The 21,700-nt window shown below is 31.8% G+C and carries 16 protein-coding genes; 8 read left to right on the top strand and 8 right to left on the bottom strand.

What is annotated here, in order from left to right:
* Positions 1 to 12 precede the first annotated feature (12 nt).
* From trhA to HM985_RS14720, 4 genes are all read right to left on the bottom strand, one after another.
* Entirely contained in the window at positions 13 to 639 is a 627-nt protein-coding gene (gene trhA / locus HM985_RS14735) for a PAQR family membrane homeostasis protein TrhA (RefSeq protein ID WP_179376982.1), read from the bottom strand.
* Between the two features lie 12 nt (positions 640 to 651).
* Positions 652 to 1,338, bottom strand: coding sequence for a DUF4294 domain-containing protein (locus HM985_RS14730; protein ID WP_179376981.1), 687 nt, complete (start codon positions 1,336 to 1,338; stop codon positions 652 to 654).
* 214 nt (positions 1,339 to 1,552) lie between these two features.
* A complete protein-coding gene (locus HM985_RS14725) occupies positions 1,553 to 5,200 on the bottom strand; it encodes an ABC transporter permease/M1 family aminopeptidase (protein ID WP_179376980.1) in 3,648 nt (1,215 codons plus the stop codon).
* Between the two features lie 28 nt (positions 5,201 to 5,228).
* Positions 5,229 to 6,119, bottom strand: a complete 891-nt coding sequence (locus tag HM985_RS14720) for an ABC transporter ATP-binding protein (RefSeq protein ID WP_173589143.1) — start codon at positions 6,117 to 6,119, stop codon at positions 5,229 to 5,231.
* A 123-nt stretch (positions 6,120 to 6,242) separates the two neighbouring features.
* On the opposite strand from HM985_RS14720, the gene HM985_RS14715 reads away from it, so the two are divergent.
* Positions 6,243 to 7,331, top strand: coding sequence for a M42 family metallopeptidase (locus HM985_RS14715; protein ID WP_173589144.1), 1,089 nt, complete (start codon positions 6,243 to 6,245; stop codon positions 7,329 to 7,331).
* Between the two features lie 52 nt (positions 7,332 to 7,383).
* A complete protein-coding gene (locus HM985_RS14710) occupies positions 7,384 to 7,941 on the top strand; it encodes an NUDIX hydrolase (protein WP_179376979.1) in 558 nt (185 codons plus the stop codon).
* Between the two features lie 345 nt (positions 7,942 to 8,286).
* Here HM985_RS14710 and HM985_RS14705 read toward each other — a convergent pair whose 3' ends face one another.
* Complete coding sequence (locus HM985_RS14705) at positions 8,287 to 9,264, bottom strand: helix-turn-helix transcriptional regulator (RefSeq protein ID WP_179376978.1); 978 nt, start codon at positions 9,262 to 9,264, stop codon at positions 8,287 to 8,289.
* Positions 9,265 to 9,332: 68 nt separating this feature from the next.
* On the opposite strand from HM985_RS14705, the gene HM985_RS14700 reads away from it, so the two are divergent.
* The 5 genes from HM985_RS14700 to HM985_RS14680 all read left to right on the top strand — a co-directional run bounded on the left by HM985_RS14700 (position 9,333) and on the right by HM985_RS14680 (position 15,332).
* The gene (locus HM985_RS14700) at positions 9,333 to 10,610 is read left to right on the top strand and encodes a flippase (RefSeq protein ID WP_179376977.1); all 1,278 of its coding nucleotides are present in this window, start codon (positions 9,333 to 9,335) and stop codon (positions 10,608 to 10,610) included.
* Between the two features lie 13 nt (positions 10,611 to 10,623).
* On the top strand, positions 10,624 to 11,298 hold the full coding sequence (locus HM985_RS14695; RefSeq protein WP_179376976.1) for a PrsW family intramembrane metalloprotease: 675 nt from the start codon (positions 10,624 to 10,626) through the stop codon (positions 11,296 to 11,298).
* A gap of 133 nt (positions 11,299 to 11,431) precedes the next feature.
* Entirely contained in the window at positions 11,432 to 11,908 is a 477-nt protein-coding gene (locus tag HM985_RS14690; RefSeq protein WP_179376975.1) for an acetyl-CoA carboxylase biotin carboxyl carrier protein subunit, read from the top strand.
* Positions 11,909 to 12,242: 334 nt separating this feature from the next.
* Positions 12,243 to 13,682 carry an acetyl-CoA carboxylase biotin carboxylase subunit gene (gene accC, locus HM985_RS14685; protein WP_179376974.1) on the top strand — a complete coding sequence of 480 codons (1,440 nt, stop codon included), beginning with the start codon at positions 12,243 to 12,245 and terminating at the stop codon, positions 13,680 to 13,682.
* A gap of 108 nt (positions 13,683 to 13,790) precedes the next feature.
* Positions 13,791 to 15,332 carry an acyl-CoA carboxylase subunit beta gene (locus HM985_RS14680; protein ID WP_179376973.1) on the top strand — a complete coding sequence of 514 codons (1,542 nt, stop codon included), beginning with the start codon at positions 13,791 to 13,793 and terminating at the stop codon, positions 15,330 to 15,332.
* Positions 15,333 to 15,397: 65 nt separating this feature from the next.
* Here the strand turns inward: HM985_RS14680 and HM985_RS14675 are convergent, their stop codons facing one another.
* Entirely contained in the window at positions 15,398 to 17,170 is a 1,773-nt protein-coding gene (locus HM985_RS14675) for an ABC transporter ATP-binding protein (protein WP_179376972.1), read from the bottom strand.
* Positions 17,171 to 17,335: 165 nt separating this feature from the next.
* On the opposite strand from HM985_RS14675, the gene HM985_RS14670 reads away from it, so the two are divergent.
* Entirely contained in the window at positions 17,336 to 18,538 is a 1,203-nt protein-coding gene (locus HM985_RS14670) for a multidrug effflux MFS transporter (RefSeq protein ID WP_179376971.1), read from the top strand.
* A 6-nt stretch (positions 18,539 to 18,544) separates the two neighbouring features.
* Here the strand turns inward: HM985_RS14670 and HM985_RS14665 are convergent, their stop codons facing one another.
* Positions 18,545 to 19,165 carry an L-threonylcarbamoyladenylate synthase gene (locus HM985_RS14665; RefSeq protein WP_179376970.1) on the bottom strand — a complete coding sequence of 207 codons (621 nt, stop codon included), beginning with the start codon at positions 19,163 to 19,165 and terminating at the stop codon, positions 18,545 to 18,547.
* 152 nt (positions 19,166 to 19,317) lie between these two features.
* Complete coding sequence (locus tag HM985_RS14660) at positions 19,318 to 21,654, bottom strand: ATP-dependent helicase (protein ID WP_179376969.1); 2,337 nt, start codon at positions 21,652 to 21,654, stop codon at positions 19,318 to 19,320.
* Positions 21,655 to 21,700 lie beyond the last annotated feature (46 nt).

Genomic DNA, 21,700 nt, shown 5'->3' with positions numbered 1-21,700 from the left:
TAAAACCTTCTTCTATAGCACATAAAAATAAATCATAAAAAAATGACTTATTGCACCTGCTAATACAAATAAATGCCAAATAACATGGTTGTATAATATTTTGTTGAGCGAATAAAAAATAATTCCAATGGTGTAAAACGATCCACCAGCATATAACCAAAGAATACCTTGTGGGCCTAATGCTTTTGACGTATTAGTAAAATCGAATATAATAAGCCACCCCATAATTAAGTAAAGAAGTGTTGAAAACACTTCAAATCGACCTGTAAAAAATAGTTTTAGAACAACACCAAAAGCTGCTATTCCCCAAACAACCCAAAACAATGTCCAACCGAGGCTATCTGTTAAAAGCAATAATAAAACGGGCGTGTATGTACCTGCAATAAGCAGATAAATACTTATATGATCTACAATCCTTAAATAACGTTTAGGTTTCTCGTTCACCACAGCATGATAAGACGTTGATGCTGAAAATAAAATAATTATAGATAATCCATAAATAATAACACTAAATAAAGACCAAGGCTTAAGATTGTCTGCATTAATTACTAGTAAAACTAAAGCTATAACTCCTAAAAAAGCACCAAAACCATGTGTCCAAGTGTTGAGTTTTTCTTCGAATTTAGTTTGAATTCTCATTGTTAATATTTATTATTTTGAAGGTTTTGATTTTGGTTTAGACCATTTGCTTACACAGTCGTAAAAATCAATTTCAAAAGCAGGTTCTTGTCGTTTTAATCGTTCAATTTGAAAAGCACGCTGTAAAATATCTTCAATTAAATAATCCTCTTCTACATCAATAGGAATAAACTCTCTTTTTAATGAAATATTAAATAAACTAGCTGTACTATTAAACCAAAAAGCACGCCAACCACTTCGTAATTCTTTTATTAGTTCAAAAGTCGTTTTACCTGTTTGGCGATGTATTAACTTTACTAAAATCTGACCTTCAGTTTTAGTTAATTTCTTTAATTCTGCAGAAAACTCATCTTCAATATACCTTTGGATAACTTTAGTATATCGTTTTTTATCTCGCTTACGCTCTAAACTATCTAATCGGTTTTGTAATGCTTCTAAACGTTCTGCTGCTAGCTTTGCATAAGGATAAACCTTTAAGGTTTTTCGTCTTAAAATGATATAACGAATTCTTGCTTCTCTGTCTACAAAACTTAACTTAGGCAATACTAAAACTTCTTTAAGATCTACCGAAGTAACAGGAATAGAGTCTCCTTCTATAATCATATAATGTACAGCCGTAGAATCTTGTTTTACCGGATTCTCTTCTTGTGCATTTAATACAACTGAAAAAAATAATGTTATATAAAGAATATATTTCATGAATTTACTTAACGCTAAAATCGTTCCAATCTTTCATTTTATACAAATTCAAAATTACTAATATTTAAAATCTATAAGCTTAAATCCCTATTAATATTATTTAAAATCTTCTATTTATATGGAAGCTTTAAAGATCATTAAAATTAAGATATAAAAAAAGACCTTTCAAATGAATTACACTTAAAAGGTCTTTCTAAAAATTTATAAAATAAAATTAGAGTTTCTGACGGTTATCGCCAGAGTTTCTATCAATTAATTTATTGTAAGGGTCTACTCCTACTTCTGTAGGCTTTTCATCAACAGTAATAGAAATTTTATTATCGATTAAAGTGATTTTATGTTTCTTTAAATACAATTGCTTTTCTTTCATCTCACCATCAACTTCATGCTCTGTAAATACGCCAACATCGATATAATCTTGTAGCGGCAATGATAAAATAGGCTTCGTTTTACCTTCTGGTAGGTATGAAATTGAATCTCTTCCTGTTTCAGAAAATAATTGTTTCCCTTTTTCGTCATTTCTGTATTTACTGACATCAAATTCAATATCTACTTTGTATTTACCGCTGTCTAGTTTGGTAGACGTTACATTCTTAATACTATTGTCATAAACCGTAATCGTTTCAAACATATCCTTAATTACATATTGTAAACTATCTGGCGTAACAGCTTTAATATGATTTACCATATCTATAGAGGTTGTATAAGGTGGCTCTTGAAATTTCACTTTTTCAACATAAGTTTTTAATGCACCATTTAATACCGCTTCCCCAAGATAATCACTAAGTGCATAAAAGACTAATGATCCTTTTTCATAACGAATATAGCCTTGTCCATCATTGTACATTAATGGGTTTTCACGCTTACGCTCAAAGGTTCTTTGGAAAAGGTAACTATCTAATGATTTTTTTAGAAACTTACGCATTTGTGCTTTACCTAATTCTTTTTCTAACACTTTTAACGCTACGTATTCCGATAAACTTTCAGATAACATTGTTGCTCCTAAAACATCGGCCCCAATGACTTGGTGTGCCCACCATTGATGTGCAACCTCGTGAACGGTAATAGCGTAGGTATAATTTAGATCCCCATCTTCATTATCTTCTACATCTGCTATAAAACCTGCATCACCAGAAAAAGGAATTGTATTAGGAAATGATTGTGCAAAACCACCACTTGGAAATTCTACAATTCGAAGTTGTTTATGCTGATAAGGACTAAAGTTTTCGCTATTGTAAGCCAACGAAGCCTTCATACCATCCATCATACTTTCTAAATTATACTCGTGTCCTTTGTGGTAATAAATCTCAAGATCTACATCCTTCCATTTGTCTTTTTTTACTTCATATTTAGCTGAGTTATAAGCGTAAAAATTCAAAATTTTACTATCCATTTTATAATGAAAATAGCGTCTTCCATCTTCTACCCATTCTTTTTGAAGATAACCCGGCGCAATTGCAATTTGATCTTCACTTGTACTAACGGTCGTTTCAAAATCAATCCAATCGCTATCTTTTGAAATATAGGTGTTACCTAAAGCCGTAGAATCTGATGGATGAGGTCTTAACTCATTAGGTGGTAATCCGTATTTTTCACGTGTTTTATCGTCTGAAAGCTCCCCTCCGTTATAACCTAAATTAGGAAACAGTTGTGTATTATTAATAAAGGTTCCATTTTCTATGACTGGTGAATTAGAAACAAACAATGTATTGGGTTTATTTTTTACTGTAAAATTCAAAATCAATGAATCTCCAGGTTGCATTGGTTGTTTTAACTTATAAATATCGAAATTATAAAGTGTATCTTCAGAAACAAGCGTGTTTTCACGATTAAACTTGAAAGTACTCTCGTAATCATTATGATTTAAGAAAATACTATCAATAACCTGATTGGTTTTATTAATCATGGTGTATTCTCCTGAAGATTCAAAATTTCGTTCATCTATAAATAAATCTAAATTAACGTTTACTGCAACAATTCTAGGTTGTGCATAATCTTCGTATTTCTTATATTTTTTCTCCCAATTAACACGTAATTCTTCTCGTTCTTTTGAAGAATAAAGATCATTATTAATATTTGTAGCATGATAAATAGTATAACCCATCGCTAAGAAACCACCTAAAAATACCACTAGAGCTATAGCAATAGGTGTTTTAAAACGCTCTTTTGCAATTGCAATGCGTTCTGCAAATGAACTTGGTAAACCACGTACCCAAAACAAAGCTGCAATAAGCATTAAAACTAATCCTCCAAGAACCCAATAGAATTTGTAAACTAAATACCTACCCAAAGAATCTCCGTAACCATTCATATCATTATAATTAAAGCCCGAACCTTCATTATATTTAAATAAAGGCTGCTCTACACCTGCTAGAGTTAAAAAAGGAATTCCTATAGAAATGACTAATAATACAAATAAACCTAAATATGGATTTCTTATTAAAGTCTGAACCATTAAAGCTAAAAAGGCCCAAATGATGTAATTAATCAGTTTTAATCCGAATAATTCTTTAATGTATAAACCTAATTCAATATCATAATAGCCCTTGTAAAGTTGAAATAAAATCCCTGCAACCATAATGACAGAAAGTAATAACATCTGCATTTTTACTATAGCAATAAACTTAGATAAAAATAGAGACCAGTTTGGAATTGGTGTTACATCTTCTAAACCATTCATATTAGAAATCTTACTGCGATTTACTAACATTCCGGCATAAAGAAATGTACATATATTAATAGCAATCACAAATACTCCACCACCTTGTAACATTAACCATGTTCTTGGGTATGATGATGCACCAACTTGGCTTCCGGCTTCAGATAATGCAACTAAAACAATAATAAGTCCGACTAAAACAATACTAATAAACGCCCAACTTTTTACAATGTATTTGAATTCTATATGAGCTATTTTCCAAGTGGCTTTTAAGTTTTGAATAAAAGAATAATCATACCCTACTTTTGGCAGGTTGATTTTAGTAATACCACCAAAGTTTCGTTTTGTAGAACGTTCGCCTTTTTTCTTCTTAAAGAATGAAAACGACATTGCGTTTTGGCTGAATGTAAATAACTTAAAAACAATACCAAATACAATTGTTGCAACACCTAACCATAATAAACGGTTATAAACGATGACTTCTTTAATAGGAATTTGTAATTCATTTTGTTCGTAAACCGTCCAATAACGGGTATAATAACTAACAGCAGAAGATCCAAAAGGATCAAATAATGATGCTAAGTAACGACTGTCTTGATCGTATAAAAAATTATCTGTTATTCTTTGAATAAACAACAACAAAATCACAGTTATAAATCCGGCAGCAATATTTCTAGAAAAAGTAACCACAGCAAAAACAATAGCGCCAAACAATAAAATATTAGGCAATATAAAAAGCCAATACGAATTAAAATACGATTGAATATTAAAAGCCGTTACCAAATCTGAATTTGTACCAGGCAATCTAAAACCAATAAACATACCGATACCTATTGTAAATACGATAAGTGATACAACCACAATAGCACTAAAAAATTTAGCAAATAAATAATTCGCTTTTGTAAATGGATAAGAATAGAGAATAGAATGCATTTCACTTTTAAAATCTCTATTTACTGAAGCACCAATGATGGATGGAAATAAAAAGAAGATTAAAATTGTTAAACCATTAAAAAGACCATTTACTCCAACAGGTGAATTTACTATCCGAGAAGAGCCAGTTGTGGCTGTAATACTATCAAAAATACCAGCCGTAGTTGCCGCCATTAACAATGCCAACATAAAAAATATGGCCATATAAATATAAGTCGCTGGTCGTTTTAACCAGTACTTTAATTCGTGAAAAAATATAGTAGAAAACATAGATGTACTTTTTTTAAATGATTTAGGATTAAACTGCAGTTACAGGTTCGTCCTCTTTTAGTGCAATAAAGTACACATCGTCAAGCTGTGGCTCAATCGATTTAAAATCCTCACTAGGTTGTTCCTCACTAAACACACGGATATTAAGAGAGTTATCTTCGTTATAATTAGAAGATAACACATTGAATTGTGCTTCGTGCGTTTCTAAATCATCTCTATCTATAATTTTAGTCCAAATACGACCTTGCAATTCTATTCTTGCCTGAGAAGGCGTTGCTTGTTTTAAAATACGTCCACCATTTAAAATCGCCATATCGTTACAAAGTTCCTTGACATCTTCAACAATATGTGTCGAAAAAATTACTGTACAATTGGTACCAACTTCACGCAATACATTTAGAAAACGATGACGCTCTGCAGGATCTAAACCAGCTGTTGGTTCATCTACAATAATTAATTTAGGATTATTCAATAATAATTGTGCAATTCCGAAACGCTGTTTCATTCCTCCAGAATAACCCGCCACATGTTTTTTACGCATGTCATAAAGATTGGTAATATCTAAAACCTCTTTAACTAAAGCTTTTCTGTCTGATTTAGATCGAATACCTTTTAAAGTTGCAAAGTAATCTAGTAAATCTTCAGCAGACATTTTTGGATACACACCAAAAGATTGTGGCAAATAACCTAAAACTTTACGCAAAGCCATTTTATCTTTTAAAACATCGATATCACCAAACATAATAGATCCAGAATCCGGACTCTGCAATGTAGCAATGGTTCTCATTAAAGACGATTTCCCAGCACCATTAGGACCTAAAAGTCCAAACATTCCTGTTCCGATTTCAAGATTTAAATTATCTGTGGCTTTAACACCATTTTTATAAGTTTTGGTAAGGTTCTTTATTACAAGCTTCATAAAGTATGGTTTTAGATTATAATTCTATTAGTATTAAAATAGATGAATTTGTTACAAAAAAATCTAAAAGCTTCTTAAAGCTGAATAAATCCTTTTACTTTTACATAAATCAAATATCTACATATGGCTTCTAAGAGCATACTTAATAAAAAATCACTCGATTTTCTTGAAAAATATTTAAATAATGCCTCACCAACAGGTTACGAATGGGAAGGGCAAAAAATCTGGATGGATTACCTTAAACCCTATGCAGATGAATTTATTACAGACACTTACGGTTCTGCTGTTGCTGTTATAAACCCTGAAGCAAAATATAAAGTGGTTATTGAAGGGCATGCCGATGAAATTTCATGGTATGTGAATTACATTTCAGATAACGGTTTACTCTATGTTATCAGAAATGGTGGTAGTGATCATCAAATTGCACCGAGTAAGGTTGTAAACATTCATACAAAAAATGGCATTGTAAAAGGTGTATTTGGATGGCCTGCAATACACACCAGAAGTAAAGCAAAAGAACAAGCACCTAAACCCGATAATATCTGTATTGATATAGGAGCAAAAGATAAAGAAGAAGTTGAAAAAATGGGAGTTCATGTTGGTTGCGTAATTACGTACCCTGACGAATTTCATATCTTAAATAAAGACAAATTTGTTTGTCGTGCGTTAGACAACAGAATGGGTGGTTTTATGATTGCTGAAGTGGCGCGTTTACTTAAAGAAAATAAGAAAACACTTCCTTTTGGATTATATATTACCAACTCTGTACAAGAAGAAATTGGTTTGCGAGGAGCTGAAATGATTGCACAAACCATTAAGCCAAACGTAGCAATTGTAACAGATGTTACCCATGATACAACAACACCTATGATTGACCAAAAGACGCAAGGTTATGCTGAAATTGGAAAAGGTCCTGTTGTTGCTTATGCCCCTGCTGTACAACAAAAATTACGTGATTTAATTACGGATACAGCTGATGAGAAGAAAATTCCTTTTCAACGTGCTGCATTATCTAGAGCTACTGGAACAGATACAGATGCCTTTGCTTACAGTAATGGTGGTGTTGCTTCTGCTTTAATTTCTTTACCATTGCGTTATATGCATACTACTGTAGAAATGGTGCATCGAGATGATGTTGAGAATGTTATTAAATTAATTTATGAAACTTTATTAAAAATAGAAGACGGAGAAACCTTTAGCTATTTTAAATAGAAAATACCAGACCTGTCAGGTTTTAAAATATCTGACAGGTCTATTTTATTTTATGGATGAAATTCTAGATATCGTTGACAAAAACGGTGCACCAACAGGAAGAACTGCACTAAAATCTGAAGCGCATTCTAAAGGTTTGTATCACAATACCATTCACTTATGGCTGTACACCTCTAAAGGTGAAATATTATTACAGCAACGCTCTCATAAAAAATCAATCTACCCTTTACTTTGGGATGTCTCTGCAGCAGGACATATAGATGCTGGCGAAACTTTTATAACAGCAGCTCTACGAGAAACAAAAGAAGAATTAGGTTTAGAATTAGAACCAAAAGATCTTACAAAAATTGGAACTTTTCTTCATGAAACTAGTTATGCTGCAGGTAAGATTCAAGATAATGAATTTCATCAGGTATATATTGCTCAGCTAACAGTTCCATTAAATTCACTAATTATACAAGACTCTGAAGTTGAAGCTATAAAATTAGTATCGCTCGAAGAGTTTAATATCTTATTGATTAATAGTGAAACTAACATGCACTTTGTAGCAAGCAACCGTAACTATTATCTAAAAGTATTAAAGGCTATATCGAAAAAACTAAATAATTAATTTAATTTCTAGATATAAAACTAAAAACCCCAACCTATAAAGGTTGAGATTTATTAGAAAGTCACGATTAAAGTCAAATAGTCCCCTCTTGACCACTAGCTATACCCCTATATCTAATTTTATGGCTTAAAATCGTGAATATTCATCTTAAACTTAAGAAATTAATATTCTTAAGAATAAGTTTGACTATTTTATCATTCAAATTTACATTTGAAATAGACAGAATATGTCCACTATATATTATTATTGAATTAAACTCATTAAAACTTAGCTAAATCATTAATAATTAGATTTATAAATTTAATTGATTTTATTATGTGTTTTTATTGATTATAAGACACAACATTAATAATAGCTAACTATCATATCTAAATGCCTTTTTACATACGTTTTGACATGTTGTGGATGTACTACTTTTACCCAAAGATTATACTTCAAAATATCCATTAAAAATTCATAATTAGGTTCGATATAAATTTTCACTTCTCCCCACATATCTTTATTAGCATAATCCAAATCCTTAGTATCCTTATTTTTAGGAAGACTTACAATTTTTTGAGTATGATGCAGCGGATTGATTTCTAAATATTTAAAATGATGATTAGCGACTTTAATATGAACCCATACTGGATCCATATCCGTTTTTAAAATACCGATGGAATTCTTAAAATATTCTGAAGAATCAAAGTTTATAGGCTCTCTTACTTTTTGCTTACTAACTTTTAAAGATTTAATTCGATCGTCTAAACAAAACGCATAAATACCAAAGTCAGCATTATGCGCCATTAAATACCATGCCTTATTAATTTCTTTAATGTGTAAAGGTTGAAAAAAACCTTTAATGGTTTGAAATCCATTATCTTCGTACCAACCTTGATATTCAATGTCAATCAAAAACTCTTGCTCAATTGCATTGATTAATGGAACTAAATCTACTTGTGCACTTAACGAACTACGTGCCGTTGTTACATATTTTTTCCATGAATGGGCATGGTGATGTAAAAGATATAATTCTGTTTTTTCGTAAACTTCTTTTAAATCATCACTTATTTCATAACCTTCTATATAATACCCTGAGTTTCGTTTTAGTAAAACAATCACTTTGTAATATGATCTTATCTTGTCTAAATCACGCTTAATTGTTTTTTGGCTATGTTGATTAAGTTTATCATATAAAAGGTCTTCATAATTATCTGCACGAATATGATCTAGTGCGCTTTGTAGATCTTCTATAGGCACATAACCGTTTTTATCAATACCATAAACTTTAGGGTTTGAAATAATACGTAAGATGTAATAGCGGCGTAGAAATTCTGGGGTCATGAAACGTCTTAAAAAACGAATTTAATAATAAACTTTGAAATCACTTATAGTAATCCGTTTTTATATATTTGAGCCCCCTAACACATATCATGGCAACCGTTTTTAGTAAAAAAGATTTTATAGCAACCAAATGGTTTACCCTTGAAAAATTAATTCAATTAATTACAGGTGTATATATAGTTCCTCAAATATTTAGTTCATTAGGCCCAATAGATATTGGTAAACTGAAATTTGTAGAATCCGTGCTGGGAATGTTTACACCTCTATTCTTTTTGGGTTTACCTGCTATTTGTATTAGAGAAATTGTTTTTAAGCCTAAACGAAGTGAACAAATTTTAGCAACTGCCTTTTATTTAAGACTTTTAAGTTGGATGCTTCTTTTTATCGGAGTTTTAGTTTACTTTAAAACCATTGAAAACAGTCCTTTAACAAGTTTATACATTATAATATCTCTAAGTTACCTCCTTAAACTCACGGATGTCTTTGAATATTATTTACTTGCGAAAAAGTGGACCAAAATTATTTTTATTAGTAAAATAACGACATTAATTATTATTGTAGCACTACAATATTATGGTGTAAAAAATCATTTAGATGTCAATTATTTTGCAAAACTTATCGTTGTAGATGTTCTTATACAAGGCTTAATCTATTTTCTGATTTTAAACACTATAAAGCAATTTTCATTCAAAAAATGGACGTTCTCATGGCCTTTAGGAAAATCATTATTAAAAATGTCATTCCCTTTAATCATTTCCAATAGTCTTATCATGTTTTACATTACAATAGACGAATTGTTTCTAAAACATTTCTTGGGCGATCATGCCAATGGTATTTTTGCTACTGTACAATTTTTAGTCATTGCACTAAGTTGGAATATTGGTTTTTCTATCATAAATGCATTATATCCTTCCTTAGCAGAATCCTTTCAGAAAGATCATAAGCTTTACACCAAAAAAATAATAAAACTATTAAAAATTATGCTGTTTTTAGGTCTTTCAATTGGTGTACTTTACACATTTTTAGGACACCTAATTTTAACTCACTACTTTACAGAAAATTATATCGAAGCACAAACACCTCTGCTAATTTTCTGTTGGGCACCACTTTTTATTTTTATAGGAATGATCTATGAAAAACACCTTATAAACAGTAACGACCTACAGAAAAACGTTTACAGATTTGTAATTGGTTGTATCGCTAACGTCATCTTATGTTATTTATTAATTCCTATTTGGCATGTTACTGGTGCTGCAATTGCAGTCTTAGCAAGCCATTTTATAACCAATATATTATATGTCTTTTTAGATCGTAAAAGTAGAATTCAACTCTTATCTCTTTTTTAATTATTTTTGATTCATGAATTTACTCCTACTAGCGATTGCGCCTGTCTTAAGCATAATATTTTATATTTATTTTCAAGATAAGCATGAAAAAGAGCCTAAAAAATTACTCATTGTAAGCTTTCTTTTAGGAGCTGTAGTCAGCATAATAATGGTATTTGGGTTGTATTTTTTTACAGGCCACTTTATCCCTTTAACAGATAAATTTAGCATTTGGCAACAATTTATTCAAGCCTTTATCGTGGTAGCACTAGCTGAAGAATTCAGCAAATACATTATTGTAAAATATTATGCACAAACAAAGATAGCATTTAATGAACCTTATGACGGCATTATGTATGCTGTGATGGTTTCTATGGGTTTTGCTTGTACAGAAAACATTATGTATGTAATTGGTGGTGGTTACGAAATCGCAATTTTAAGAGCATTTACTGCTGTTCCGGCACATGCCGTTTTTGGTATTTTAATGGGCTATTTTATGGGGAAAGCAAAATTTTCAAAACATAGAATTATGTTCAACTTAACAGGGCTTTTATTAGCCGTTTTATTTCACGGAGCATACGACTTCTTTTTATTTATTAATTTCATCCCAGGTATTTCTATTGGTGCATTTATTTCCTTAATTATCGGAATCATTTTATCAAAAAAAGCAATAAAAGCACATCAAGATATTTCACACTTTAAATCGTAATAAAATAACAATCAAACCAATAACAATTAAAACTATATCATATATTTAATATTATTTGGTAAATCACCTTATAAATTTCTTATTTTGCAATAGATTAAACTATAAACAACAAATCAGGTAAAATCTCTACTTTATGTATAAAATAAAAGTAAATGCTTCTCATACCTTTAATATATCTGAGGAAATTATGGAAACATTAGACGTTGTTGAAACATCAACAAACCATTATCATGTTCTTCAGGATAACACTTCTGTAAAAGCAGAAATCATACAAACCGACTTTAATAAAAAAACCTATTCAATTAAAGTTAACAATAACACGTATGATGTTGAGATTTATGACACCGTAGATCAGCAAATTGAAGCTTTAGGTTTTGAAATAGGGGCATCAAAACAAGTCAATGATATTAAAGCACCAATGCCTGGATTAATTTTAGAAATTAATGTAAAAGTTGGAGATATCGTTAAAGAAGACGATACGTTATTAATTCTTGAAGCTATGAAAATGGAAAATGTAATTCATTCTCCTCGAGAAGGTGTTATTAAATCTATTCAGGTTAAAGAAAGAGAAACAGTTGATAAAAATGTGCTTTTAATTGAATTTGAATAAACTAAGCGTTAATACGATTATTTTGTGAACCGCAAACAAAATTATCTAAAATTCTTTTTTACAATAAAAACATCTCAATAGTACAGCTCTGCGCATTTGAAATATAAAATTCAAAAAAGAATTTCAATAGAAGTCACGCTAAAGCCGTATTTATTATTCTGTCGTCAGTTCGAGTGTTCTGACTTTTTTTGTCAGAATTTATCGAGAACCTGTTAGTAAATAGTATCATTATTAACATTCTCTAAATGACAAATGACTATTTGAAATTACATTAAAAATAAAAAACTTCCATTTGGAATATCAAAATAAGATACTAAAATAAATTCAGCATAATATGAAAAAATTATTAGTAGCAAATAGAGGAGAAATTGCCATAAGAGTCATGCAAACGGCAAAAAAAATGGGTATTAAAACAGTGGCTGTTTTTTCTGAAGCAGACCGTAATGCCCCTCACGTTAAATATGCAGATCAAGCTGTTTGTATTGGTCCTGCTCCATCAAACGAATCGTATTTAAGAAGCGATAAAATTATAGAAGTTTCAAAATCACTTAACGTTGATGCCATTCATCCTGGTTATGGTTTTTTAAGTGAGAATGCTGACTTTGCAGAATTATGCGAAGCCAATAATATTATTTTTATCGGTCCTCGTTCTAAAGCAATCAAGCTAATGGGAAACAAATTAGCAGCAAAAGAAACGATAAAAGATTATAATATTCCCATGGTACCAGGAACAGATGAGGCGATCACTGATATTCCTAAAGCTAAAAAAATAGCAAAAGAAATAGGCTTTCCTATTCTTATAAAAGCTTCTGCTGGGGGTGGAGGAAAAGGTATGCGTATTGTTGAAAACGAAGCCGAGTTTGAATCTCAAATGAATAGAGCCATAAGTGAAGCTACATCTTCATTTGGTGATGGGTCTGTATTTATTGAAAAATATGTGGCTTCACCAAGACATATTGAAATTCAGGTAATGGCAGATACTCATGGACACATAATTCACCTTTTTGAACGCGAATGTTCAATACAACGTCGTCATCAAAAAATCATTGAAGAAGCCCCTTCTGCAATATTAACGCCAGAATTAAGAGAAAAAATGGGACAAGCTGCGATAAATGTAGCACGCTCATGTGATTATGTTGGTGCAGGAACGGTAGAATTTCTTTTAGATGAAAACTTCAATTTCTATTTCTTAGAAATGAATACCAGACTTCAGGTTGAACATCCTGTTACAGAGTGGATTTCTGGAGTAGATCTAGTAGCCCTTCAAATAAAAGTAGCAAGAGGTGAAAAATTAAACATCAAGCAAGGGGATTTACAAATTAAAGGTCACGCTTTAGAACTTCGTGTTTATGCTGAAGATACCATGAATGACTTTTTACCAAGTGTTGGTAATTTAGAAATTTATAAACTTCCTGAAGGAAACAATATAAGAGTCGATAATGGTTATGAGGAAGGCATGGATATTCCTATTTATTACGACCCAATGCTATCTAAATTAATTACTTATGGTAATACTAGAGAAGAAGCAATAGCTTTAATGATTACGGCCATTAATAATTACCAAATAAAAGGGGTACACAGCACATTACCGTTTGGCCGTTTTGTTTGTGAACATGATGCTTTTAGAAGTGGAAATTTTGACACCCATTTTGTAAAAAATTATTACTCATTTAATTTATTAAAAGAACAACATTTATTAGAGTCTGAAATTGCCGCAAAAATTGCATTGAAACACTTTTTAAAAGCGCAAAAAAAACTGCGATTACCTAGTTAATGATTGCTAATCTCAGTAAATAAAATTTAATCGAATCATTTTAATTAAAACAGCACCAAAACCATATAACTTTTTCTTCCTTAATAGTTTTGGACTAATAAAATAAACATGGACGACAAAATAAAAACATTAAACGATAAAATTGCTTTAGCAAAGCTTGGAGGTGGACAAGCACGAATAGATAAACAACACCAAAAGAAAAAACTAACAGCCCGTGAACGTGTATTATACCTTTTAGATGAAGGTTCATTTGAAGAAATCGGAGCCTTAGTAACACATAGAACTAAAGATTTTGGAATGGCAGACCAACAGTTTTATGGAGATGGTGTAGTAACAGGTTATGGGACCGTAAATGGCAGATTAACTTATGTTTTTGCACAAGATTTTACTGTTTTTGGAGGATCATTATCCGAAACTCATGCCGAAAAGATCTGTAAAATTATGGATATGGCTGTTAATGTCGGTGCACCCTTAATTGGTCTTAATGATTCTGGTGGCGCACGTATTCAAGAAGGTGTTCGCTCTTTAGGTGGATATGCAGATATATTTTATAAAAATGTTCAGTCTTCGGGTGTTATTCCACAGATTTCTGCCATTATGGGACCTTGTGCTGGTGGAGCTGTGTATTCACCAGCAATGACTGATTTTACGGTGATGGTACAAGATACAAGCTATATGTTTGTAACAGGACCTAGTGTTGTAAAAACAGTCACAAATGAAGAGGTTACTAGTGAAGAATTAGGAGGTGCAAGTGTGCATTCTTCAAAATCTGGTGTTGCTCATATTACATCAACCAATGATGTAGAATGTTTAGAAGATATCAAAAAATTATTAAGCTACTTGCCACAAAGTAATAAGGAAAAACCAGAAGCCATTCCGTTTGAACTTAAAGAAGAACTTAGAGATGATTTAGAAACTATTGTCCCCGAAAACCCAAATAAACCTTATGATATGCATAAGATTATTACAGGTATTATTGATGAAGATTCCTTTTACGAAATTCATAAAGATTATGCCGAAAATATCATTGTAGGTTTTGCACGCTTAGGCGGAAAAAGTGTCGGTATTGTTGCTAACCAACCGATGTTTTTAGCTGGGGTTCTAGATGTAAACAGCTCTAAAAAAGCAGCCCGATTTGTTCGTTTTTGCGACTGCTTTAATATTCCTTTATTAGTATTAGAAGATGTGCCAGGCTTTTTACCAGGAACAGATCAAGAATGGAATGGAATCATCGTTAATGGTGCTAAATTATTATATGCATTTAGTGAAGCTACAGTTCCTAGAATTACTGTGATTACCAGAAAAGCTTATGGTGGTGCTTATGATGTTATGAACTCTAAACATATTGGTGCGGACATGAATTTTGCTTGGCCTAACGCAGAGATTGCTGTTATGGGAGCAAAAGGTGCTGCTGAAATAATTTTTAAAAGAGAGATTTCTAATGCGGAAGATAAAGAGGCTAAATTGAAAGAAAAAGAAGCTGAATATGCTAAACTTTTTGCTAATCCGTATAGTGCTGCAGAACGTGGTTTTATAGATGAAGTTATTCTACCTAAAGATACAAGACGTAAATTAATAAAAGCATTCAGTATGCTTGAAAACAAAAATGTTGCGAAGCCAGATCGTAAGCATGGAAATATTCCTTTGTAATCGTAAGCTTATTAAATAATAATTAAAACCTTTCAGACTTATAAAAGCCTGAAAGGTTTATTTTTTTAAATTTTTGCTTGAAACGTATATAAATCGTAATAACGTCCTTTTGCTTCAAGAAGTTCATCATGAGTTCCTCGTTCTGCTATTTTTCCTGCTTCGATCACTAAAATCTGATCTGCTTTTTTAATCGTACTTAAACGGTGGGCAATAACTATAGTTGTTCTATCATTTGTTAATTCTGATAAACTTTTCTGAATTAAACCTTCACTTTCTGTATCTAAATTAGAAGTTGCTTCATCTAAAATAATAATCTTAGGATCTGCTAAAATTGCTCTAGCAATAGCAATACGTTGTCTTTGTCCACCTGAAAGTTTCACACCACGTTCTCCAATTAACGTTTCTAAACCATCATCAAAACGATCTGTAAACTCATTAACATAAGCTGCTTTTACTGCATTCTGCAATTGTGTTTCAGTTGCATTAGGTCTCGGAAACATAATATTCTCTCTAATAGTCCCTTCAAATAAAAATTCATCTTGTAAAACAACACCTAAATTCTGTCTAAAACTACTTAATACAACTTTAGATAAATCTTGACCATCAATTGTAATCTCTCCCGATTCTGGATTTAAAAATGTAGCTGACAAACCTGCAATTGTTGATTTACCCGAACCAGAACTTCCAACCAATGCCGTTACAGAACCAGAAGGTGCATAAAAATCTATATTATGAAGCACCGGTTTTCCTTCCTCATAAGCAAAAGACACATTATTAAATTTAATATCTCCTTTAACTTTATCCAATTGAATCGTTCGGTCTTCTTGCTCATCTTCTGCTGCTATATTCATTAACTCCTCCGTACGATCTAAACCTGCTAGAGCTTCGGTTAATTGACTTCCTATGTTACTCATTTGTACAATTGGTGCTATCATAAAACCTAAAATTAAAGTGAAAAACAAAAATTCACCTGTAGTCATATCACCAATAATCATATAATAACCACCAATTCCCATAATTCCGGTTGTTGCCACACCTATTAAAAATGTTGAAGAACTCGTCATTATAGCTGTTGCTGTTAAGCTCTTTTTTACATTTTGAAATAGGCGTTCTACACCTACTTCAAACGTTTTATTTTCTTGCTCCTCAGCATTAAATGCTTTAATAACACGCACACCTGCTAAGGTTTCCGTTAATCTTCCTGTAACTTCAGCATTAATTTTTCCTCGATTTCTAAAAACTGGTCGTATAAATTTAAAAGCTTTTAAAGCTACAATTCCAAATAATGAAAGCGGTACAAAGACAAACAAAGTCATCCATGCATTTAATTTTATTAAAATGACCAATGATACTATCGCTGTAAACGTACCACCAACAAGCTGTACCAAACCTGTACCAATTAAATTCCTCACACCTTCAACATCGCTCATAATACGAGAAACTAATGCACCTGATTTTGTATTATCAAAAAAGCTTATAGGTAATGAAAGTACTTTCTTTTGCACTTGTGCCCGCAATTCTGAAATTAAATATTGCGCCTGTACACTCAAAATACGCGTTAATAAAAAGGAAGTAACAGATTGTACCAAAATAGCAGCAATAACAACACCAATTAAAGAGTAAAGCCCATCGAAATCTTTGTTCGGTACCACATCATCTAAAAGCACTTTACTTTGCCACGGTAAAATAAGTCCTGATAAACTGCGGATAACAATAAGGATTAATCCTATTAATACCAATTTACGTCTTGGCCAAATAATGGTTTTAAAAGCCGATTTCATTGTTACTTTTGGTTTCCTATTTTTCGGACTCTTAGAACTTTCTTTAAAATGCTGCATTTCGCTTAATTTTTATGCAAATATAAGCTCTAGTCATTTGTTTTATACGAATAATAAAGGGTTTCATCTTTTAGTGAGCGTTCGTATTTAATCGCATAAACCAAAAATCTTATTTTAGTATCTGAGCTATTAAAAATTCGTCAGGAATTAAACTACTTTTGCACAATGCAAAATCAAAAAAGATCGCAACTAGAATTTGTAACACTAATGGCTGCCTTGATGGCAATTGTTGCCATTGCTATTGATGCCGTTTTACCTGCATTACCTGAGATTGGAAGTTATTTAAATAGCACAGGAGATACTGAAAATCAAAAACTTATAACCACTATCTTTTTAGGCATTGGTTTTGGACAACTTCTTTTTGGCCCACTTTCCGATAGTTTTGGACGTAAACCTATGGTTTATTTTGGTTTTGGAATATTTATAATTGCATCCATTATTTGTATGACTACACGTAATTTTGAAATGATGTTATTTGGTCGTTTCTTACAAGGCGTAGGGCTTTCTTCACCAAGAACTATGAGTATTGCCATTGTTAGAGATTCATATAATGGAGATCATATGGCTAAAATACTTTCTGTTGTAACTATGACATTTATTTTGGTTCCTGTAATTGCACCGATGTTAGGACAGTTTTTATTAATGCATTTTGGATGGGAATCTATTTTTATAGTGAATTTAATCTTCGGATCTCTAGTTATATTTTGGTTTTGGCAAAGGCAACCTGAAACGCTACATAAATCCTATCAAAAAACATTTCACCTTTCCATATTTAAGTCTGGCACTATTACATTTTTCAGAATAAAATCTGCAGTTGTTTACACTTTACTTTCTGGTTTGGTGACGGGTTCTTTTATGGTATATTTGAGTACTTCACAACAAATATTTCAAGTACAATATGATTTAGGAGAATACTTCCCTTATATTTTTGCGAGTTTAGCTGTAACAATTGGCTTATCTACATTTTTAAACAGTACTATTGTTATGCGATTTGGTATGTGGAATTTGGTTCATATTGCCTTAATTGTATTTATAATCTCTTCTTTAATTTACGTGATATTATTCTGGTCTGGCGTCAATCCACCAATCGGAGTTTTAATTGGTTTTCTAATGGTTCAGTTTGCAAGTGTTGCTTTCTTATTTGGAAACTATAGAGCTTTAGCCATGGAACCAATGGGACACATTGCAGGAATCGGGTCAGCGCTTAATGGATTTATATCTACAGTGATGGCAGTACCTATTGCTAATTTTATAGGCAGTTTTATTACAACGTCAGTATTACCACTATTTTTAGGCTTTTTTATAACAGGGATTATTGGTCTTATTTTATTCTATAGCGTAAAAAAACCGCTAAGAGTAAAAAGCTAATAATATTTAGAAAATATCTAAACTACCTTTTCCCTCTCTAATAATTTCAGGAGGATCAGTAGAAAGATCTATAACGGTTGATGCTTCATTATCTCCATAACCACCGTCTATAACTAAATCAACGAGATTATCCCATTTTTCAAGAATCAATTCTGGATCTGTAGTATATTCTAAAACATCATCCTCATCTCTTATAGACGTAGAAACGATAGGGTTTCCTAATGCAGCAACAATAGCCAAAGTAATAGAATTATCGGGGACTCTAATACCAACTGTTTTTCGTTTTTTAAAAGGATTTGGAAGATTTTTAGAACCTGGCAAAATAAACGTATAAGGCCCAGGTAACGCACGTTTTAGTATTTTAAAAGTAGTGGTATCTATTTGCTTGACATAGTCGCTAAGATTACTTAGGTCTTCACATACGAATGAAAAGTTAGATTTTTCGAGCTTTACACCTTTTATTTGTGCTATACGTTCTAAAGCTTTTACGTTAGTTATATCGCAACCTAAACCATAAACAGTATCTGTTGGATAAATAATTAATCCACCATTCTTTAACACTTTAATCACTTTCTGAATCTCCCTTGGATTTGGGTTTTCAGGATATATTTTAATAAATTCAGCCATAATATATGTCTTTCAAATACGCCATACAAAGTAACGATATTTAGTTATATAAACTAACCCAATTTTTATCCTTAAAAGGACAAAAATTGGGTTAGACTTTGTATTGATGATAATTTTAAAATTAAAGATGTTTTATAAAAAAACCTTTAAATTTACTTTGTTCTTAGAATATCTAGTTTCGCAAAACGCAATAATAATTTTTTCACATCACCATTTTGAAATTTAATTTCAGCTTTAGCGTCAGGGCCTTTGCCTTCTAATTTTAAAACTTCACCTCTACCAAATCTATCATGATTTACTGTGTTTCCTTCTTTTAACTTCGTGTCAAATGAGCTCGGTGCATCTTCTGTTTCTGCAAGGGGCTTCATTTTTTTAGGTGTACTAATTTGAAATTTCTCAGGTTTCTTCTTAGAATCTTTTCTCAAAATTTTTGCTGTTTTTGGTTTCGCGAATCGAATGCGATTAGGTTCAATGTCACCAAATATAGAATCATCTAACATTGGGTTAACATGTTGTTTTCTTAGTGGTGTTACTATATTTACAAATTCCTCATCAATTTCTTCAATAAATCGACTTGGTTCTGCATCTATTAATTTTCCCCATCGGTAACGCGATAAGGTATAAGTTAAATAAGCTTGTTTTTCTGCTCTTGTTAATGCGACGTAAAATAAACGGCGTTCTTCTTCTAATTCACTACGCGTATTCATACTCATGCCACTTGGAAATAAATCTTCTTCCAAACCAACAATAAATACATGACCAAATTCTAGTCCTTTAGCTAAGTGAATAGTCATTAAAGCAACATGATTAGGATCTCCTTTGTCACCATCTAAATCTGTGGCTAAAGCAATATCTTCTAAGAATTCAGCTAAAGAGTCGCCTGCATCAGCCAATTCTAATTGACCTTCAACAAAATCTTTAATACCGTTTAATAATTCTTGAACGTTATCTATTTTAACTACACCTTCAGGCGTAGCATCTTTGTTCATTTCTTTAATTAACCCACTTGTTTTAGTTACATGCTCTGCTAAATCAAACGCATTTGCAGTCTGATTCATCACTTGGTAACTTTCTATAAGGGTTACAAAATCTTTTAACTTATTTTTAGTTCCTCCGTTAATGTTAATATCAACCTTATCAAGATTCTGTAACACTTCAAAAATAGTTTTACCATAACCGTTAGCTGCTACAATTAAACGATCTACTGTAGTTTGACCAATTCCTCTTGCCGGATAATTAATAACTCGTTTTAGAGCTTCTTCATCAGAAGGATTTAAAATTAAGCGTAAATAAGCTGTTAAATCTTTAATTTCTTTTCGCTGATAAAATGATAACCCACCATAAATACGGTAAGGAATATCACGTTTACGCAAAGCATCTTCAATAGCTCTAGACTGAGCGTTGGTACGGTATAACACTGCAAAATCACTGTTATGCAATTGCTCATTCATTTTGGTTTCCCAAATGGTACTTGCTACATAACGTCCTTCATCTGCATCAGTTAAAGCACGATGCACTTTTACTTTTTCACCAACGTCATTTGCGGTCCAAACGATTTTATCTAATTTAGTTTTATTATGCTCAATTACAGAATTCGCTGCTCCTACAATACACTTAGTAGAACGATAATTCTGTTCTAAACGGTACATTTTTACACCATCATAATCTTTTTGAAAGTTTAAAATGTTACTAATATTTGCACCACGGAAAGCATAAATACTCTGAGCATCATCACCAACCACACAGATATTTTGAAAACGATCTGCTAAAGCACGAACAATTAAATATTGTGAATGGTTTGTATCTTGATACTCATCTACTAATATGTATCTAAATCGATCTTGATACTGTGCTAAAACAGCAGGGAAACGTGTTAAAAGTTCATTGGTTCTTAACAATAAATCATCAAAATCCATAGCTCCTGCTTTAAAGCAACGATCTACATATTCTTTATAAATTTCTCCCATTCTTGGACGACGAGCCATAGCATCGGCTTCCATTAATTCAGGATTTTTATAATATGCTTTTACAGTAACTAAACTGTTTTTGTAAGATGAAATTCTGCTATAAACCTGTTTTGTTTTATAAATATCTTTATCAAGTCCCAATTCTTTAATGATAGAACCCATTAATTTTTGAGAATCTTGCGTATCATAAATTGTAAAGTTGCTCGGAAAACCTAAATGGTGCCCTTCAAAACGTAGAATTTTAGCAAAAACCGAGTGAAAAGTTCCCATCCAAAGGTTTTTGGCTTCATTATCACCAACGATATCTGCAATTCTGCCTTTCATCTCTTTGGCTGCCTTATTTGTAAAGGTTAACGACAAGATATTAAAGGCATCCACTCCCTTACTCATTAAATAAGCAATACGAAATGTAAGCACACGTGTTTTACCAGAACCTGCACCAGCAATGATAATCATTGGTCCATCAATCTGTATAGTAGGCGCTAATTGAGCCTCATTAAGCTGACTAAGATACTTTTCCAATCTGAAATTTTTTGAAGATGTAAAATTACGGATTGTCTCATAGTTT

This window comes from Winogradskyella wichelsiae, assembly GCF_013403925.1.
GTDB lineage: Bacteria > Bacteroidota > Bacteroidia > Flavobacteriales > Flavobacteriaceae > Winogradskyella > Winogradskyella wichelsiae.
Note: the sequence above shows the minus strand (reverse complement) of the source record. Positions and strands in the feature narration are given on the sequence as shown.